This window comes from Salmonella sp. SJTUF14076, assembly GCF_015534835.1.
GTDB classification, from domain to species: Bacteria; Pseudomonadota; Gammaproteobacteria; order Enterobacterales; family Enterobacteriaceae; genus Salmonella; species Salmonella enterica.
The window spans coordinates 3,820,182-3,838,658 of the sequence record NZ_CP064674.1 but is presented as its reverse complement, the minus strand read 5'-3'; the positions used below and the strand labels follow the sequence as shown (position 1 = coordinate 3,838,658).

General features: G+C 54.9%; 16 protein-coding genes and 1 riboswitch. Of the genes, 5 read left to right on the top strand and 11 right to left on the bottom strand.

The features are described 5' to 3' along the window. Positions 1-166: 166 nt before the first annotated feature. Together polB and HU143_RS18615 are read right to left on the bottom strand one after the other, a co-directional pair. Complete coding sequence (gene polB / locus HU143_RS18620) at positions 167-2,518, bottom strand: DNA polymerase II (RefSeq protein ID WP_023227656.1); 2,352 nt, start codon at positions 2,516-2,518, stop codon at positions 167-169. A 43-nt stretch (positions 2,519-2,561) separates the two neighbouring features. Continuing rightward, positions 2,562-3,182, bottom strand: a complete 621-nt coding sequence (locus HU143_RS18615) for a YdcF family protein (protein WP_000877514.1) — start codon at positions 3,180-3,182, stop codon at positions 2,562-2,564. Between the two features lie 718 nt (positions 3,183-3,900). Between HU143_RS18615 and HU143_RS18605 the strand changes: the two genes are divergently transcribed. Continuing rightward, a complete protein-coding gene (locus HU143_RS18605) occupies positions 3,901-4,320 on the top strand; it encodes a DUF4751 family protein (RefSeq protein WP_024148226.1) in 420 nt (139 codons plus the stop codon). A gap of 5 nt (positions 4,321-4,325) precedes the next feature. Here HU143_RS18605 and araD read toward each other — a convergent pair whose 3' ends face one another. The 3 genes from araD to araB all read right to left on the bottom strand — a co-directional run bounded on the left by araD (position 4,326) and on the right by araB (position 8,384). Continuing rightward, on the bottom strand, positions 4,326-5,021 hold the full coding sequence (gene araD, locus HU143_RS18600; RefSeq protein ID WP_000888690.1) for an L-ribulose-5-phosphate 4-epimerase: 696 nt from the start codon (positions 5,019-5,021) through the stop codon (positions 4,326-4,328). Positions 5,022-5,161: 140 nt separating this feature from the next. Further along, on the bottom strand, positions 5,162-6,664 hold the full coding sequence (gene araA, locus HU143_RS18595; RefSeq protein WP_000151693.1) for an L-arabinose isomerase: 1,503 nt from the start codon (positions 6,662-6,664) through the stop codon (positions 5,162-5,164). Between the two features lie 10 nt (positions 6,665-6,674). Beyond that, positions 6,675-8,384: a ribulokinase gene (araB, locus tag HU143_RS18590; RefSeq protein WP_023227655.1), complete on the bottom strand. Its 1,710-nt coding sequence runs from the start codon at positions 8,382-8,384 to the stop codon at positions 6,675-6,677. Positions 8,385-8,724: 340 nt separating this feature from the next. Between araB and araC the strand changes: the two genes are divergently transcribed. Further along, the gene (araC, locus tag HU143_RS18585) at positions 8,725-9,570 is read left to right on the top strand and encodes an arabinose operon transcriptional regulator AraC (RefSeq protein WP_000852387.1); all 846 of its coding nucleotides are present in this window, start codon (positions 8,725-8,727) and stop codon (positions 9,568-9,570) included. 118 nt (positions 9,571-9,688) lie between these two features. Next, on the top strand, positions 9,689-10,456 hold the full coding sequence (locus HU143_RS18580; protein ID WP_001148367.1) for a DedA family protein: 768 nt from the start codon (positions 9,689-9,691) through the stop codon (positions 10,454-10,456). 38 nt (positions 10,457-10,494) lie between these two features. Here HU143_RS18580 and thiQ read toward each other — a convergent pair whose 3' ends face one another. The 4 genes from thiQ to sgrR form a co-directional block, all read right to left on the bottom strand. Then, entirely contained in the window at positions 10,495-11,202 is a 708-nt protein-coding gene (gene thiQ, locus HU143_RS18575; protein WP_023227654.1) for a thiamine ABC transporter ATP-binding protein ThiQ, read from the bottom strand. Further along, on the bottom strand, positions 11,186-12,796 hold the full coding sequence (thiP, locus tag HU143_RS18570; protein ID WP_001647644.1) for a thiamine/thiamine pyrophosphate ABC transporter permease ThiP: 1,611 nt from the start codon (positions 12,794-12,796) through the stop codon (positions 11,186-11,188). Before thiP ends, thiQ begins: the two co-directional genes overlap by 17 nt. Continuing rightward, positions 12,772-13,755: a thiamine ABC transporter substrate binding subunit gene (thiB, locus tag HU143_RS18565; protein WP_023227653.1), complete on the bottom strand. Its 984-nt coding sequence runs from the start codon at positions 13,753-13,755 to the stop codon at positions 12,772-12,774. Before thiB ends, thiP begins: the two co-directional genes overlap by 25 nt. Before the next feature lie 31 nt (positions 13,756-13,786). Beyond that, positions 13,787-13,886, bottom strand: a riboswitch (TPP riboswitch). Between the two features lie 46 nt (positions 13,887-13,932). After that, positions 13,933-15,591 carry an HTH-type transcriptional regulator SgrR gene (gene sgrR, locus HU143_RS18560; protein ID WP_001139044.1) on the bottom strand — a complete coding sequence of 553 codons (1,659 nt, stop codon included), beginning with the start codon at positions 15,589-15,591 and terminating at the stop codon, positions 13,933-13,935. A 92-nt stretch (positions 15,592-15,683) separates the two neighbouring features. On the opposite strand from sgrR, the gene sgrT reads away from it, so the two are divergent. Then, complete coding sequence (gene sgrT, locus HU143_RS18555; protein ID WP_001248755.1) at positions 15,684-15,806, top strand: glucose uptake inhibitor SgrT; 123 nt, start codon at positions 15,684-15,686, stop codon at positions 15,804-15,806. Positions 15,807-16,125: 319 nt separating this feature from the next. Continuing rightward, positions 16,126-16,407 (top strand): DUF5339 family protein, encoded by a 282-nt coding sequence (locus HU143_RS18550; RefSeq protein WP_000755258.1) that lies wholly within the window; start codon positions 16,126-16,128, stop codon positions 16,405-16,407. Positions 16,408-16,460: 53 nt separating this feature from the next. Here the strand turns inward: HU143_RS18550 and leuD are convergent, their stop codons facing one another. After that, a complete protein-coding gene (leuD, locus tag HU143_RS18545; protein ID WP_000818261.1) occupies positions 16,461-17,066 on the bottom strand; it encodes a 3-isopropylmalate dehydratase small subunit in 606 nt (201 codons plus the stop codon). A gap of 10 nt (positions 17,067-17,076) precedes the next feature. Beyond that, the gene (leuC, locus tag HU143_RS18540; RefSeq protein WP_001140629.1) at positions 17,077-18,477 is read right to left on the bottom strand and encodes a 3-isopropylmalate dehydratase large subunit; all 1,401 of its coding nucleotides are present in this window, start codon (positions 18,475-18,477) and stop codon (positions 17,077-17,079) included.

The window sequence follows — 18,477 nt, the reverse complement described above, 5'->3', positions numbered from 1 at the left end:
CGGCTCTATATCTTTAATTGCAGGCATTACTCGCCATTCCCAGGCGACAGCACTGGATAATTGCGAGTATACGACCCCGCTACCAGGCTAATGTGGTAGTGGCGTTAATTAGGTCCAGGAATGGAAAGGGCGCTATGGTACTGGAAGGCGGCGCTTTCGTCACGCGTCAAAATAACCCCAGTTGCCCGGTCAGTAGTGTAGCAAAATTATCTTCAACGAAGGGAAGAATTCCTTCCGCCACGGGTTGTAGCTGGCGGGTAAGATAGTGTTCGTAATCCAGCGGCGACTGCTGGTAATCCAGGGGCTCGGGGCCGTTAACAGTCCAGACATATTTTATGGCGCCGCGATTCTGATACTGTGCCGGACGACCCTGCTTCAGGTTTTGTTCATCCGCCAGCCGGGCGGCGCGAACGTGCGGCGGGATGTTACGTTGGTACTCATGTAAAGGGCGACGCAGACGCTTACGATAAACCAGCTGTGCGTCCAGTTCGCCCGCCATCAGTTTATCGATAGTCTCACGCACATAGTCTTGATAAGGTTCATTGCGAAAAACACGCAGATACAGCTCCTGTTGAAAGCGCTGCGCCAGCGGCGTCCAGTCGGTCCGCACCGTTTCCAGACCTTTAAATACCATGCGCTGGCTGTCGCCTTCCTGAATCAGGCCCGCGTAGCGTTTTTTACTGCCAGTATCCGCGCCGCGGATGGTCGGCATCAGAAAACGGCAAAAGTGGGTTTCAAACTCCAGCTCCAGCGCGCTGGTCAACTTTTGCTGTTGTAACGTTTGCGCCCACCATTCGTTCACGTGACGCACCAGCCTGTGCCCGATTTCCGCCGCGTCGGCTTCTGAATGCGCGCGCCGGAGCCAGACGAAAGTGGAATCGGTATCGCCATAGATCACGTCATAACCCTGCGCCTCAATCAGCGCTTTGGTCTGGCGCATAATCGCATGACCGCGCATGGTGATTGACGACGCCAGACGGGGATCGAAAAAGCGACAGGCCGTGGTGCCGAGTACGCCATAAAAGGCGTTCATAATGATTTTAAGCGCCTGCGAGAGCGGTTTATTGCCCTGACGTTTGGCTTCATCGCGCCCGTGCCAGATTTGGCTAACAATTTCCGGCAGGCAGTGCTTTTCTCGTGAAAACCAGGCGTCAAGGAAACCTTCGGTACTGTGCTCCTGATCCGGCTGCGCCATGCCTTCGACCAGCCCGACGGGATCAATCAAAAACGTGCGGATAATCGACGGGTATAGGCTTTTATAATCCAGCACCAGTACTGAATCGTATAATCCGGGTTGTGAATCCATTACGTAGCCGCCGGGACTTGCCAGCGGCGGCACTTCGCCGAGATTGGGCGCGACATAGCCGGCGCGGTGCATTCGCGGAAAGTAAAGATGCCCGAATGCGGCGACCGAACCGCCGTGGCGATCGACCGGCAGGCCGTTGATCGTCGCGCGTTCCAACAAAAACGGCATGATTTCGGTTTTATGGAAAATGCGCGTGACCAGCTCGCAGTCTTTCAGGTTGTAGGTGGCGAGGGCGGGTTTATCCTGGGCAAAGCGGCGATCGATCTCATCCATACGATCCCAGGGATTATCAATGGATTTTCCTTCGCCGAGCAGTTCCTGCGAGACGGCTTCCAGCGAAAAAGACGAAAAATTCCAGAACGCGGATTTAAGCGCGTCGATACCATCGATAATGACTCGCCCTCTGGCTTGGGCGAAAAAAACGCCGTTTTTGAAGCCATGTTCGCGCCACTCCAGTTCGCTATTGTCTCGCCCCAGCCGTAAAGGGATACGGTAGCGTTCGGCATGTTTTTGCAGCATACGCAGGTCGAACTGCACCACGTTCCAGCCGATGATGACGTCGGGATCATGCTCGGCAAACCAGGCGTTGAGTTTTTCCAGCAACTGCGGGCGGCTGGCGACATACACAAGCTCGAAGTCCAGTTGGCGGTCATCGCCGTTCGCCGGGCCCAGCATATAAACGGTACGCTGGCCGCAGCCTTCCAGACCAATGCAATACAGTTCGCCGTGTCGCGTGGTTTCGATATCCAGCGAGACCCATTTTAGCGGCGGTCGATAGTCGGGGTGGGGTTTAAGACGCGCATTGCGGATAACGCCGTTGCGCATCTCGCCGTCTACCCAAACGGGCGACGTAATAAAACGTTCCATCAGGTAACGTTCCGGCGGGCGGACATCCGCTTCATAAACGGTGACGCCGTTTTCGCGCAGCAGTTTCTCCATCCGCATAAGCTGGCGGTGAGTACGGCAATACAGACCGGAGACCGGCTGACGATGAAAGTCTCGCAGCTGGAGCGGCGTCAGGCGATAGTCTTTTTCCGCCTGTAGCAGCGAGGCGGCGCGGGAGGTCTGGCTGGTCGGAATAAACGCCACGGACTCTTGCGGCGCCAGCGTCGCCTGCACAGGGCCGTTGTCTGTCGCCAGCCAGAAAGAGACCTCCGTCCCTTGCGGCGTATCCCGCCAGTGCCGGGTTAAAATGAAACCTGCCTGCGCCACGATGATTACCTGTCTAAAAAATTCACGCTAATTATAACCTGTTTTAGGGGGTAATACTGTTATTTTGTACAGGCATATAACGTAAAAGCCGATATCCGCTGTAATAAAAAGTTTCTCGCAGTAAGAAGCGGGTTTGCGCCCACCAGGATTTATAGCGGGTGGATCGCGTGGGTGATGAGCGGCTATCGATACCATTATCCTGAGCGATAGTTTTCAGACGCAGCATATGCAGCGGATCGCTGACCAGTAACGCTGTGCGCCATTGTTGTTGTCGCAGTATCTGTTTTGCGTAACGAATATTTTCGCGCGTCACGGTAGAGCGCTCTTCAATAAAAATCGCCTTAGCCGGAATGCCTTTTTCCAGAACGTATTGACGGGCTATCGCCGCGTCGGAAACCGTTGCGCCAGCGCCGTAGCCGCCGGTTAATACCAACGCGCGGACAATGTGTTGTTGGTAAAGCCAGATGGCATGATCCAGTCTGGCCTGAAAAACGGGAGAAGGCGTTTTTCCGCTAACGCCTGCTCCTGCGACAATCGCGCAGTCAGCTACGCGCGTCTGGTTTTGCTGACTGAACTGATAAATAGCGATAGCGTTATGGATAAACACCATGGCCATAATGAGAATGATGCCTGCCGCGATTCTGAGGATGTAGCGATATTTCATGAATGAGTTCGTTCCCCGTGACGGGTGTAATGGATATTTTAACGATAAAAGGGCTTTTAGCGTCAGATATTTTTGCTGACGTATATTTATCAATATATACCCAAAATAATTCGAGTTGCTTAAAGGCGGCAAGGGAGTGAGGCCCCAGGAGCATAGATAACTATGTGACTGGGGTGAGCGACAAATCTGCCGGGAGCAGATTTGAACGTCGCGTGCGACGGCCCGTCAGGGCAAGGCCCATGGATGGGCCGAGTAATCCGTAGCCAACACATAAGCAACTCGAAGTATGAAGGGTATAATGATGCTGGTGTAGACAGCAGATATAATTATCCTATAACTGCTAATTTTGAATCATGTTTATTTACAGTTTTTACCCATGTATTAGCCGTTTTGTGTCAAGTCTGTTTTCATACATTCAGTATTTTTCAGAAAGGCGCTTGTTCGAATCTGTTACTTATTTCTCGGATTAACAAAAAAGCGATATTTTTTGTTTGTTTTAATTAATGAAAAGTGTAACAATTTCATTTGGAACATCCGCACCGTCAGGTAGAAATATAATATTCCAATTGGCCTCTATGGTTAAATAAAAATGGATTACAGTGCGAATTCGTCGGGAACTCTCTGCATAATTTAATTTTTATTTTAGAATATAATTTTATTTTGACTTTCGGGTGCGGGTGTTTTTATCAAAATTTGTGGTATTCGGGAATGATCTTTTATGAATGTGAGTATGCAGGCGCGTCTGGTAGGGAATGACCGTTATCTTTTCGTCAATACTCAACGCGCTAACCCTTCCATAAAAACCGTGAGTCGATTTTTTGAGTATAAAACATGGACAGAACAAATTTGGCGTACCGAGATTATTGAAAACGGCAATGCTTTTTTTCACTGGCAAGGACACGACAGAAAAAACGGACATCGGGATACCATTATTAACTATCTGTTAAATGGGCAACGCTGGCAGTCAACAATCGAAGATTATATTTTCTTCCATGCGCTGGAAGGAAAAGCGTGGCAGGGACATTATGATAATATTATTGAATATGTGAGTTCTGATCATTACGTCTATCAAAGCGCATTTGCTGAATATATCACCGACCAGACTCATCAACGCGCCCCCAATGGGACGCGTTTTTAGAGGCATTACTGCCCGTAATAGGCTTTTGCGCCGTGTTTGCGTAGATAGTGTTTATCCAGCAGGGATTGCTGCATGTCGGGCAACTGCGGCGCAAGCTGGCGGCAGAAGATCCCCATATAGGCCACTTCTTCCAGCACGATGGCGTTATGCACTGCATCCTCGGCATTTTTACCCCAGGCAAACGGGCCGTGCGAATGGACAAGCACGCCGGGCATTTGAGCGGCGTCAATGCCTTGTTTTTCAAAGGCTTCAACAATGACATTGCCCGTTTCCCATTCATACTCGCCATTAATTTCCGCCTCGGTCATTTTGCGAGTGCAGGGAATCGTACCGTAGAAATAGTCGGCATGGGTGGTTCCCGTCGCCGGAATCGGCTGACCCGCCTGCGCCCAGATAGTCGCGTGGCGCGAATGGGTGTGTACGATGCCGCCGATAGTCGGAAATGCCTGGTACAACAGACGGTGGGTTGGCGTATCGGACGACGGTTTCTTATGACCTTCAACGACTTCACCGGTCTCCAGACTGACCACCACCATATCCTCAGCGGTCATGACGCTATAATCGACGCCGGACGGCTTAATCACCAGTACGCCGCGTTCGCGATCGACGGCGCTGACGTTACCCCAGGTGAGGGTGACCAGGTTGTGTTTTGGCAGCGCCAGATTGGCTTCCAGTACCTGGCGTTTGAGATCTTCTAACATTGTTTTCTCCCTGCCGGATGGCGCTTCGCTTATCCGGCCTACGAGCGACGGTGTGCCGGATGGCGACACAAATGCCTTATTCGGCCTACAGGACCGTAGGCCCGGTAAACGCAGTGCCACCGGGCATTCAGACTCCACTTTTAGCGTTTTAAACCGTAATACACCTCGTTCCAGCGCAGCGCGTCCTTAAAGGCCGGCAGACGGGTATCGTTATCAATCACCGCGATTTCGATATCGTGTATTTCTGCAAACTGGCGCATATCGTTCAGATCCAGCGCGTGGCTGAAGACGGTATGATGCGCGCCGCCAGCCAGAATCCACGCTTCGGAGGCGGTCGGCAGATCCGGCTGCGCCTTCCACAGCGCGTTAGCCACCGGCAGTTTCGGCAGGGAGTGCGGCGTTTTTACGGTGTCAATGCAGTTGACCAGCAGGCGATAACGATCGCCGAGGTCGATCAGGCTGGCGACGATCGCCGGGCCGGTTTGGGTATTGAAAATCAAACGCGCCGGATCTTCCTTGCCGCCAATCCCGAGGTGCTGGACGTCGAGGATCGGTTTCTCTTCCACCGCGATGGACGGACACACCTCCAGCATGTGCGAGCCGAGCACTAGATCGTTGCCTTTCTCGAAGTGGTAGGTGTAATCCTCCATAAATGAGGTGCCGCCCTGCAGACCGGTTGACATCACTTTCATAATGCGAAGCAGAGCGGCGGTTTTCCAGTCGCCTTCGCCCGCAAAGCCGTAGCCCTGTTGCATCAGACGCTGTACGGCCAGACCCGGGAGTTGTTTCAGGCCGTGCAAATCTTCAAATGTCGTCGTAAAGGCGTGAAAGCCGCCCTGTTCCAGGAAACGCTTCATACCGAGTTCAATACGCGCCGCTTCTCGCACGTTCTGGCGTTTATCGCCGTGGATTTGGGTGGCGGGCGTCAGGGTATAGCTGCTTTCATACTCGTCAATCAGAGCGTTGATATCGCCGTCGCCGATAGAATTCACCACCTGCACCAGATCGCCGACCGCCCAGGTATTGACCGAAAAGCCAAATTTGATTTGCGCGGCCACTTTATCACCGTCAGTCACTGCGACTTCACGCATATTGTCGCCGAAGCGGCAGACTTTTAGCTGGCGGGTATCCTGTTTAGAGACCGCCTGGCGCATCCAGGCGCCGATACGCGTATGGGCCTCTTTATCCTGCCAGTGGCCAGTGACGACCGCGTGCTGCTGGCGCATCCGCGCGCCGATAAAACCGAACTCGCGGCCGCCGTGCGCAGTCTGGTTCAGGTTCATAAAGTCCATATCGATGCTGTCCCACGGCAGGGCGGCGTTAAATTGGGTATGGAATTGCAGTAGTGGTTTGTTAAGGATACTCAGCCCGTTGATCCACATTTTGGCCGGGGAGAAGGTGTGCAGCCAGACCACCAGCCCTGCGCAGCGATCGTCATAATTGGCGTCACGACAAATAGCGGTAATCTCATCCGGCGAGGTGCCCAGCGGTTTTAATACCAGTTTACATGGCAGTTTGGCTTCGGTATTCAGCGCGTTGACCACATGCTCGGCATGTTGGGTGACCTGACGCAGGGTTTCTGCGCCATACAAATGCTGGCTGCCAATCACAAACCATACTTCATAATTATCAAAAATCGTCATTGCCGTGTCCTTAATGAGTCAGGATTGCCTGATTGGCCGGGGTCGTTGGCGCCGGCGCGGCAGTCGGAAGATAATGTTGTTCTGCGCTTAGCGCCCACTGCTGGTAGCGGCGGTAAAACTGTTCGAGGCGTTGCGCCTGTTCAGGGCGGGGACGCAGAGTGCGTTCTACCGCGCTTGCCATGCTTTGCTGGGCGGCAGGAATATCGGCATGGACTTTCGCAGCGACGGCGGCAAAGATAGCGGCGCCTAATGCGCAACACTGGTCGGAAGCGACGATCTGCAACGGACGATTCAGTACGTCGCAGCAGACCTGCATAATGACCTGATTTTTACGGGCGATGCCGCCAAGCGCCATCACGTTATTGACCGCGATACCCTGATCGGTAAAACACTCCTGAATGGCGCGCGCGCCGAAGGCGGTCGAGGCGACCAGACCGCCAAACAGCGCTGGCGCGTCGGTGGCGAGATTGAGATCGGTAATGACGCCTTTCAGACGCTGATTAGCGTTTGGCGTGCGGCGACCGTTAAACCAGTCGAGCACCACCGGCAGGTGATCCAGGGACGGATTTTTCGCCCAGGCGTTGGTGAGCGCTGGCAGTAGCTGCTTCTGGCTGGCGTTAATCTGGGGTTTCAGTTCCGGGTGCTGCGCGGCAAGTTGTTCCAGCGGCCAGCTCAACACGCGGCTAAACCAGGCGTAGATGTCGCCGAAAGCAGATTGGCCCGCTTCCAGACCGATAAAGTTCGGTACCACGCTGCCGTCAACCTGACCGCAAATGCCTTTCACGGCGCGATCCCCGACGCTCTGTTTATCCGCAATCAGAATGTCGCAGGTAGACGTGCCGATGACTTTTACCAGCGTATTGGGCTGTGCGCCCGCGCCGACCGCGCCCATGTGGCAGTCGAACGCGCCGCCGGAAATCACCACGCTTTCCGGCAAGCCGAGGCGCTGCGCCCATTCGGCGCACAGGGTGCCCACGGGCAGATCGGCGGTGAAGGTTTCGCTAAATAACGGGTAGCGCAGATGACGGTTAATGCACGGATCGAGTTCATCAAAGAAGCTCGCAGGCGGCAGACCGCCCCAGCTTTCATGCCACAGTGTTTTGTGCCCGGCGCTGCAGCGGCCACGGCGGATATCCTGCGGGCGAGTGGTGCCGGAAAGCAGCGCCGGCACCCAGTCACACAGTTCAATCCACGAGACGGCGGCCTGCGCGACGGCGCTATCCTGGCGGGTGACGTGCAGAATCTTCGCCCAGAACCATTCGCTGGAGTAAATGCCGCCAATATAGCGGGAGTAGTCGACCTTACCTGGTTTATGGCACAGACGAGTGATTTCGTCGGCCTCTTCCACCGCGGTGTGATCTTTCCACAGCACAAACATCGCATTCGGGTTCTCGGCGAACTCCGGACGCAGCGCCAGGACGTTACCGTCGGCGTCAATCGGCGCTGGCGTAGAACCGGTGCTGTCAACGCCAATGCCAACGACATTTGCGCGTTGCGCGGCGCTTAATTGTGCCAGAACGGCTTTCAGCGCGGCCTCCATTGACTCCATGTAGTCGCGCGGATGATGACGGAACTGGTTGTTCGGGCCGTCGCAATAACGGCCTTCTTGCCAGCGCGGATACCACTCTACGCTGGTGGCGATCTCGTCGCCGGTGGCGCAGTCCACTGCCAGAGCGCGCACTGAATCACTGCCAAAATCGAGGCCAATTGCAATTGCCATCGTCTTACTCCATCCAGAAAAACAGGTATGGAGAAACAGTAGAGAGTCGCGGCAAAAACCGTCAGGCAGGATCCGCTAATCTTATGGACAAAAATGCTAATGCTTTGCAAAGTGTGACGCTGTGCAAATATTCAATGTGGACATTCCAGCCATAGTTATAGACACTTCTGTTACTTAATTTTATCGCCTGAACTGTACGCTTTTGTTACAAAGCGCTTTTCACAAGCGGGGTTGATACGTGCTTTCATCAAGCGCAAGGTCTTGCGGAGACGGAAGCTCTGTCGTCCTGGTCAATATGGACAATTTGTTTCTTCTCTGAACATCGGGGGGTAGAGAAATCATGGCTGAAACGCAAAATGATCCGCTATTGCCGGGATATTCATTTAATGCCCATCTGGTCGCCGGACTGACGCCAATTGAAGCGAATGGATATCTGGATTTTTTTATCGATCGTCCGTTGGGCATGAAGGGATATATTCTTAACCTGACCATCCGCGGAGAGGGCGTCATTAATAATAATGGCGAGCAGTTTGTCTGTCGGCCTGGCGATATATTATTGTTTCCGCCGGGCGAGATTCATCACTATGGACGGCATCCGGACGCCAGCGAGTGGTATCACCAGTGGGTTTATTTCCGGCCTCGCGCCTACTGGCAGGAGTGGCTGACCTGGCCGACAATCTTTGCCCAGACAGGATTTTTCCGCCCGGACGAGGCGCGCCAGCCGCATTTCAGCGAACTGTTCGGGCAGATCATCAGCGCCGGGCAAGGGGAAGGCCGCTATTCTGAGCTACTGGCGATCAATCTGCTGGAGCAGCTGTTGCTCAGACGTATGGCGGTAATTAATGAGTCGTTGCATCCGCCGATGGATAGCCGTGTGCGCGATGCCTGCCAGTATATCAGCGACCATCTGGCGGACAGCCATTTTGATATCGCCAGCGTCGCCCAGCATGTCTGCCTGTCGCCCTCCCGGTTATCGCATCTGTTCCGCCAGCAGTTAGGCATTAGCGTATTGAGTTGGCGCGAAGATCAGCGTATCAGCCAGGCGAAACTCCTGCTTAGCACCACGCGAATGCCGATAGCGACCGTTGGGCGCAATGTTGGATTTGACGATCAGCTCTATTTTTCGCGGGTATTTAAAAAATGCACCGGGGCAAGTCCTAGCGAGTTCAGGGCCGGATGTGAATAAAAAGTGAATGATGTGTCCACAAAGATGTCATAAGCCGTAACTATTCGGATAATTGACGGCTTGACGAAGGGGGACGGGGTAAGCAGAATCCCTGCTTCATCACGCTGACGGACACACTATGCAAGCACTGCTGGAACACTTTATCACCCAATCCACTCTGTATTCGCTCATCGCCGTGTTGCTGGTCGCCTTCCTGGAATCGCTGGCGCTGGTGGGGTTGATTTTACCCGGCACGGTACTGATGGCGGGGCTGGGCGCGCTTATCGGCAGCGGCGAGCTCAATTTTTGGCATGCCTGGCTGGTGGGTATTATCGGCTGTCTGATGGGCGACTGGATTTCGTTCTGGCTGGGGTGGCGCTTTAAAAAGCCGCTACACCGCTGGTCTTTTATGAAAAAAAACAAGTCGCTGCTGGATAAAACCGAACACGCGCTGCATCAGCACAGTATGTTCACGATCCTGGTCGGACGTTTTGTCGGTCCGACGAGGCCGCTGGTGCCGATGGTGGCAGGGATGCTGGATCTTCCCGTGGCGAAATTTATTGGGCCAAACTTGATTGGCTGTTTGCTGTGGCCACCGTTTTATTTCCTGCCGGGCATTCTGGCGGGAGCGGCAATCGATATTCCTTCCGATATGCAGAGCGGAGATTTCAAATGGCTGCTGCTGGCGACGGCGTTGCTGCTGTGGGTCGGAGGCTGGCTATGCTGGCGGCTGTGGCGCAGCGGCAAAGCGGCAGTCGATCGTTTAACCGCGTATTTCCCCCGCAGCCGTTTGCTGTATCTGGCGCCGTTGACGCTCGGGATCGGCGTGGTCGCGCTGGTGGCGTTATTGCGTCACCCACTGATGCCGGTGTATATCGATATTCTGCGCAAAGTTGTGGGTTACTAGCGATTCCTTTGCCGGATGGCGGCTTCGCCTTATCCGGCCTACGAAATATGAGGGTTGATGCCTAACAGCGCTGAGGCACTGGCTTGACCGCTTAGTAGCTCGTCTGTTTTGCCTTGCCATGCAATGCGTCCGTCGGCGACGACGATTGACCGGGGCGCAATTCGCGCCGCATCTTCTACGCTGTGGGAAACCATCAGCAGCGTAAGCTGCTTATCACGGCAGACCTCGGCGACCAGGGTTAACATCTCCTGACGCAGGGCGGGATCGAGCGCAGAGAACGGTTCATCGAGCAGCAATATGGGTTGCTCCCGCACCAGACAACGCGCCAGCGCCACGCGTTGTCGCTGCCCGCCGGAAAGCTCACCGGGGAGTCGCTCCAGCAGTGAATCGAGCCCCATTTGCCGGGCGATGTTGTGCATTTTCTCCCGCTGAAGCGCGTTCAGTTTTAATCCCGGATTAAGACCCAGGCCGATGTTTTGTTGCACGTTCAGATGGCTGAACAGATTGTTTTCCTGAAACAGCATGGAGACGGGACGACGCGAAGGAGGCGTTGCGGTGTGATCTTCACCTTCAATCATCATTGTGCCGCTGGCAGGCGTGAGAAAGCCGGCAATCAGATTCAGCAACGTACTTTTCCCGGCACCGCTGGGCCCGAGTATTGCGACCTGCTCACCGCGCGAGACCGACAGCGTAAAGCGCATGGGCAAATGGTGGTAAAGCCAGGTGATATCAATCAGTTTTAGCATGTCGGCCCGGTAGTTTCTCTATGAGGGTAAATAACGTAAAGCAGAGCAGCAATAGTATCAGCGCGGTCACCGCGCCGTCCTGGCTGCGGTAGGAGCCGATCTGCTGATACAGATAAAACGGCAGCGTGCGGAAATTGTCATTGCCGAAAAGCGCGACGACGCCAAAATCACCGATAGAAAGTACGCAGGCAAACGCCAGCGCCTGCGCCAGCGGACGTTTCAGCGCCCGCAGTTCCACGACCTTTAACCGCGACCAGCCTTCAATTCCTAATGACTGGCACAGCATTCCATAACGGGCGGTAATATCGCGCATTGGGTTTTCCAGGACTTTTAGCGCGTAGGGGATTGCCATCAGCGCATTGGTGAAAATCACGATGCCGTCGGCGGATTCCGGTAAGCCAATGCTGTTATTGAGCAGTAAAAAGAAGCCTGTCGCCAGTACGATCCCCGGCATCGCGAGGATCAACATCCCGCTGAGTTCCAGCGTTTGTCCGGCGAATAGTTGCTGGCGTTGGCGTAGCTCGCGGCTACTCCACAGCAGCATCATGGTCAGCACCACACACAGAACGCCCGCCGCCAGCGCAATGCGTAGCGATGTCCAGACAGCCTGCCACAGAATGGGTTGCGCCAGCACCTCCGGCAGGCTGCGGTTGACGCCATCGACCACCACGGCGACCAGTGGCGGAAGCAGCAGCAGCAGCGCCAGCACGATTAATAAGGCGTCCGTCAGACGGCTGTGGAGACGATCGTCAGGATCGCGCCAGCCCTGCGTCAGCGTCATCCCCGGCGCAATCGCTTTGCTTAACCGTTGGCTTAGCAGTACCAGCGCCAGGCAGCAGACCATCTGGATTAATGCCAGCATCGCCGCGCGGGCGGGATCGTAGTCATAACTAAGCGCCTGAAAGATAGCCAGTTCGATAGTGGTGGCCTGCGGGCCGCCGCCGAGCGACAGAACCGTTGCGAAACTGGCGAAGCAGAGCATAAAAATCAGCGCCGCGACGGGCGGAATTTGGCGGCGCAGCCACGGCCATTCGACAAAACGGAAAAAATGCCAGCCGCGCATACCGAGCTGGGCGGCGAGCTGGCGCTGCTCGCCGGGAATGCTTTCCAACGATTGCAGCAACAAACGGCTCGCCATTGGCAGGTTAAAAAAGACGTGCGCCAGTAAAATGCCCTGCAAGCCGTAGGGGGAGAATGTCCACTGAAGCCCCAGCATCTGCCACAGCGAGGCCAGCCAGCCCTGACGGCCATACACGCTAAGAATACCGAACACGGCAACCAGTACCGGCAGAATCAGCGTCATGGCGCACAGACGCAGCAGCGCCAGACGTCCAGGAAAACGGCGTCGATAAAGCGCGCGGGCGAGAAAAACCGCCGGGACCACAGACAGCACTGCGGACAGAAACGCCTGCCAGAATGAGAAGCGCACCACATGCCACAGGTAGCTATCCCGCCAGATTGTCGACCACGCGCCCGACGGCGCGTTCAGCCAAAGCGCCAGAAAGGCCGCCAGCGAGACGGTTATCATCAGCGCGGCGGCGCACAGCCCCGGAATCAGCCAGCCGGGAATTAACGGCTGACGGCGCGTTGCCATTCGCTAATCCATGCCTGGCGTTGTGCTGCCACTTGTTGCGGCGTGAATTCCAGCGTTGTGGCGGGTTTTGCCAATGATTCAAACCCTGCTGGTAGGGCGACGTCCGCTACCGGGTACATCCAGTTGCCGGTGGGTATGGCGTTCTGAAACGCCGGAGAAACCATAAATTTGAGGAATTTCTCCGCCAGTTCCGGCTGCTTACTGGCGACGGTACGCGCCGCGACCTCTACCTGTAAGTAATGGCCTTCGCTGAAGTTCGCGGCGGCGTAATTGTCCTTCTTCTCTTCAATAATGTGATACGCCGGAGAGGTGGTGTAACTGAGCACCAAATCGCTTTCACCTTTCAGAAATAAACCATAGGCCTCGCTCCAGCCTTTCGTCACCGTCACCGTTTTGGCCGCCAGTTTTTGCCAGGCCTGCGGCGCGTTATCGCCATAGACTTTGCGCATCCACAGTAACAGCCCCAGCCCTGGCGTACTGGTACGCGGGTCCTGATAAATCACCCGCCATTTTTGATCGTTCTCGACCAGTTCTTTCAGGCTTTTCGGCGGATTTTTCAGCTTGCTTTTATCGTAGACAAAGGCGAAATAGCCGTAATCGAACGGCACAAATGTGTCGTTTTTCCAGCCGCCGGGCACCTTGACCGCCTCATTCGCCACGCCGCTTTTGGCAAAAAGTTTAGTTTGCGTGGCCGCCTCCAGCAGATTATTGTCCAGCCCCAACACCACATCGGCTTTGCTGTTCTTCCCCTCCATCCGCAGGCGGTTGAGCAGCGAAACGCCATCCTCCAGCGCCACCAGTTTCAGCTCACAGTTGCAATCGGCTTCAAACGCTTTTTTCACCGCCGGGCCTGGCCCCCAGTCGGCGGCGAACGAGTCGTAGGTATAGACGGTGAGAACGGGTTTGGCGAAAGCAGGCGCCGCGCACAGGAGTAAAAGCGGAAGATATTTTTTTAACACTTTGCACCTCAGTGAAAGAGTGGCAAAGGACTTGAGAGGTAACCTCAAATCCCTTCGCCGGCATTATCCGGATCAGGTTCGACGGGTATTTTCTCAGCGCGCGCATGAGCGCGGCACCCCGTTGAGTTCGGCGTTAGTGTAGTGATTTTGTTGCCGGGCAGCAATCAAGAGCTGGCGTTAAGGATCTGGCGGCGCAAACCACGCCGATTTAAAATCAAACCAGCCGAGGGTATTCATGCGCAGCCCGCGCATACTGCGCTGTCCCTGGATAATCAGCCAGTGGTGGATCAGCGGCACAATCGCTTTGTTGGCCAGCAGTTGCTGGCACCAGTTCGCCAGGTTCATCTCGCCAGCGCGCCACTGCGCGGCGTCGTCCTGCCAGTCGCGCGGAATGCAGTTCTGCAAGAGCGGTACTTCGCACAGGTGCGCGAACAGCGAGAAATCCAGCGGCAGCGTAAAGTTAGCGCTATTGAGCCAGATATCGCTTTCGATCTCGCCGGCGTGCCATTGATCGTAGTCGATCTCCTGAATATGCAGATGCACCTGATGTTCAGCCAGAAGCGCGCTCATGATACGGGCGATAACCCGGTGCTCAATGTGTTCGCGATAGAAGGTCAGCGTGAGGGTTTCCAGCCCGGCGGGTTTTTCGCCCGGGCCTGGACGGGCGTGATGCCAGCGCGGTAAAAGCCCATAGGCCGGGAACCAGAGCTGCTGTAGCGGTTCATCGGCATGATAGAGTAAATTGGTGGGGGAGAGGACGTGGCTTACCCATTCTCTGACCTGCGGATGCGCGCCGCGCGGCGTTCTGGCGTCGAATAGCAGGTAATAGCACCCCTCTTCCAGTCGGCTTTCTATCGCTTTTTCACCGCCTTGTATCGGCCCTTCCAGCATCAAGCCGCAGGCCGGTTCTTCACTGATATCCGGCAGTACCCAGACGTTCACTTCGTCTATCAACGCCCGATAGCCGAAGTAATCATCAAAGGCGAGTATCTTGAGCTGGTTTGGCGTATTACGCCGCACGGCATAAGGCCCGGTGCCGATAGGGTGGCTGGCGAAATTAGCCAGCGTTTCCCACTCCCGCGGCAAAATCATCGCCGGGACCTGGCCCAGCAGCCACGGCAACCAGCGATCCGGCTGGGAAAGATGAATATCCAGCGTCCACGCGGTAGGGGAGTCTATCTTTGTGATGTGCGAGTAAAGCGGAAGCGTATTGATACGCGTCAGCGAGGTGATGACATCTTCCATCTCCAGCTCGCGGCCATGATGAAAATGAATGCCGGGGCGCAGGTAGAAGCGCCACAGTAAAGGGGAAATTTGCTGCCAGTGGTGCGCAATGTCCGCTTCCAGTTCCCCGTTTTCCTCATTTACCCGCGTGAGCGAACTGAAAATTTGCCGGGCAATATGAGTTTCCGAGCGACGTAATGCGGTTCCCGGCAGGAGATTGTGCATCGGACGATAGTAAAGAACCCGCAGAATATGCCGCCCCTGGCGGAAGCTGCGTCCCAGATGGGAAATCAGCATTTGCCTGACAGCGCTTTTATCGCCGACCAGTTGTACCAGTTGATCGATTCGATCTTGTTCCAGCAGGTCTTCCGCCCGCTGCTGTTGCAGCGCCAGTCCGGTATACAGGAACGTCAGACGCGAACGCTTTCCGCGTCCAACCTCAGCTTCCCATGTTAGCCAACCGCGCGCCTGCATCGTATTTAGCAGCGTACGCATATGGCGACGCGAACAGTTCAGCAGATCCGCCAGCTCATTAAGCGTGGTGTCTTGCGTTTTACCGTCACAACATTGCCAGAGACGGATAAATTGTTGTTGCAGGCGACCTGAGGGCATAAAAGGGGAACTCCGATGAAAAACTCAGCAATTTTATTATCCCTATATTAGGCCAATAATATCTTTCGATGAAGCAAGAGGAAGAGGTCACTATGCGCCAGTTCTGGTTGAGATATTTTGCCGCGACGGAAAAAACGTCCTGGCTGGCTTGCCTGAGCGCGCCGCAGCGCTTAAAAATGCTCGCGGAACTGATGCAGTGGGAGGCGACCGATTGAAGCCAATTGCAGACATCATGTGTGACTGAGTATTGGTGTAGGCGATAGCCTAAAATCACCCGCCAGCAGATAATATCTGCTGGCTTTTTTTATTTCGGCTGTTTCTGGATGACGACGATGGGACGGCGCCTCAACGGGATTTATACGGCGGTCTCTGTGGTCACGCAGGTGGTGAGCGGGCGAGTAAAAGACGTGTAATGTTGCGTGACAAGCGCCATTTTGCATGGTACTGAAACAGACTTTTTTTTATTTTTATCATCGCTAATCTTATACGCGTTATCGCATGGTGCTTTAACGTGTTTAGTACAAAGGAATGATAATGAAAAAGGTTTTTTTGCTTGCAGCGCTTTTTGCTATGTCCAACTCCTCTTTCGCGGCAATGGCTGAAAGTTGTCAGCAATATTTTAATGATATTGATGCCCTGGTTGAGCAGGCTGCAGCAACGAGTGAACAGGCAAAACAGCAATTTGACGCGATGAAGCCTCAACTCGAAGCGTCAAAAAAACAGTTGGAAACTGTAGCTGCATCTGACCAGGATGCTGCGTGTAAGCAGGCTCTGGCGTCAATGGTTCAGATTAAACAGGCTCTGGGATTAAAATAAGATAGATACCAGCAATAAGCGATGAGTATCGCTTATTGCTGGTCGTTTTGGTATCAACGCATAAACTCAGGCTGCTTGTCTTCGTACTCGGCAATCGCGTCTTCGTGCTGCAGCGTCAGCCCGATGCTGTCCAGACCGTTCAACATGCAGTGGCGGCGGAAGTCGTCGATTTTAAAGCTGTAGGTCTTATCGCCTGCTTTCACCACCTGTGCTTCCAGATCCACTTCAAAATGAATGCCCGGATTGGCTTTCACCAGGCTGAACAGCTCATCGACCTGTTCGTCGCTTAATTTCACCGGCAGCAGTTGGTTATTGAAACTGTTGCCGTAGAAGATGTCGGCGAAGCTTGGCGCGATCACCACTTTAAAACCGTAATCGGTCAACGCCCACGGCGCGTGTTCGCGTGAAGAGCCGCAGCCAAAGTTTTCCCGCGCCAACAGGATCGACGCGCCTTGATATTCCGGAAAGTTCAGCACGAATTCCGGATTTGGTTGTTGGCCCTTTTCGTCCAGGAAACGCCAGTCGTTAAACAGATGGGCGCCAAAACCGGTGCGCGTAACCTTCTGCAAAAACTGTTTAGGGATAATTGCATCGGTATCGACGTTGGCGGCATCCAGTGGGACAACCAGGCCGGTATGCTGGGTAAATTTCTCTGCCATGGTAGTTTCCTTATTTGATGCTGCGAATATCGGCGAAGTGGCCGGTAACGGCGGCAGCGGCGGCCATCGCCGGGCTAACCAGGTGAGTGCGCCCCCCGCGGCCCTGACGGCCTTCAAAGTTACGGTTGCTGGTGGATGCGCAGCGCTCGCCCGGGTTCAGGCGGTCGTTATTCATGGCCAGGCACATGGAACAGCCCGGTAAGCGCCATTCAAATCCTGCTTCGATAAAGATCTTGTCCAGACCTTCCGCTTCCGCCTGCGCTTTCACCGGACCTGAACCCGGCACCACCAGCGCCTGCACGCCCGGCGCAACTTTGCGCCCTTTGGCGACTTCCGCCGCCGCGCGCAAATCTTCAATGCGTGAATTGGTACAAGAGCCGATAAAGACTTTATCGATAGCAACGTCCGTTAACGGTACGCCCGGCTGTAAGCCCATATAAGCCAGCGCTTTTTCGGCGCTGGCGCGCTCAACCGGATCGCTAAAGGAGGCGGGATCGGGGATGATGTCGGTGACGGAAATCACCTGGCCCGGATTCGTGCCCCAGGTCACCTGCGGCGCGATCTCTTCTGCTCGCAGGGCGACGACAGTATCAAAGGTCGCGCCGTCATCGGTTTTCAGCGTTTTCCAGTACTCGACGGCTTCGTCAAAATCGCGGCCCTTCGGCGCGTGCAAACGCCCTTTTACGTAGTTGAAAGTGGTTTCATCCGGGGCGACCAGACCGGCTTTGGCGCCCATCTCAATCGCCATATTGCACAGCGTCATGCGGCCTTCCATACTCAGCGCGCGGATAGCGTCGCCGCAAAATTCAACCACGTGTCCGGTGCCGCCGGCGCTACCGGTTTTACCGATGATCGCCAGCACGATGTCTTTGGCGGTAATGCCCGGCGCGGCGTTGCCCGTGACTTCAATCTTCATGGTTTTAGCGCGTCCCTGTTTCAGGGTTTGCGTCGCCAGTACATGTTCTACCTCAGAAGTGCCGATGCCGAAGGCCAGCGCACCAAACGCGCCGTGGGTGGCGGTGTGGGAGTCGCCGCAGACGATGGTCATGCCCGGCAGGGTGACGCCCTGTTCCGGCCCCATCACATGGACGATGCCCTGATATGGGTGATTCAGGTCATACAGCTCGACGCCGAACTCGTTACAGTTCTTAATCAGCTCCTGCATCTGGATACGCGCCATTTCACCGGAAGCATTAATGTCTTTAGTCTGCGTCGAGACGTTGTGATCCATCGTAGCGAAGGTTTTCCCTGGCTGACGTACCGGACGATGGTGCGCGCGCAGACCGTCAAACGCCTGCGGAGAGGTGACTTCATGCACCAGGTGGCGGTCGATGTACAGCAGCGGCGTTTCGTTTGGCGCCTCAAAGACCACGTGGGCATCAAATAATTTTTCGTATAACGTTTTGGCCAT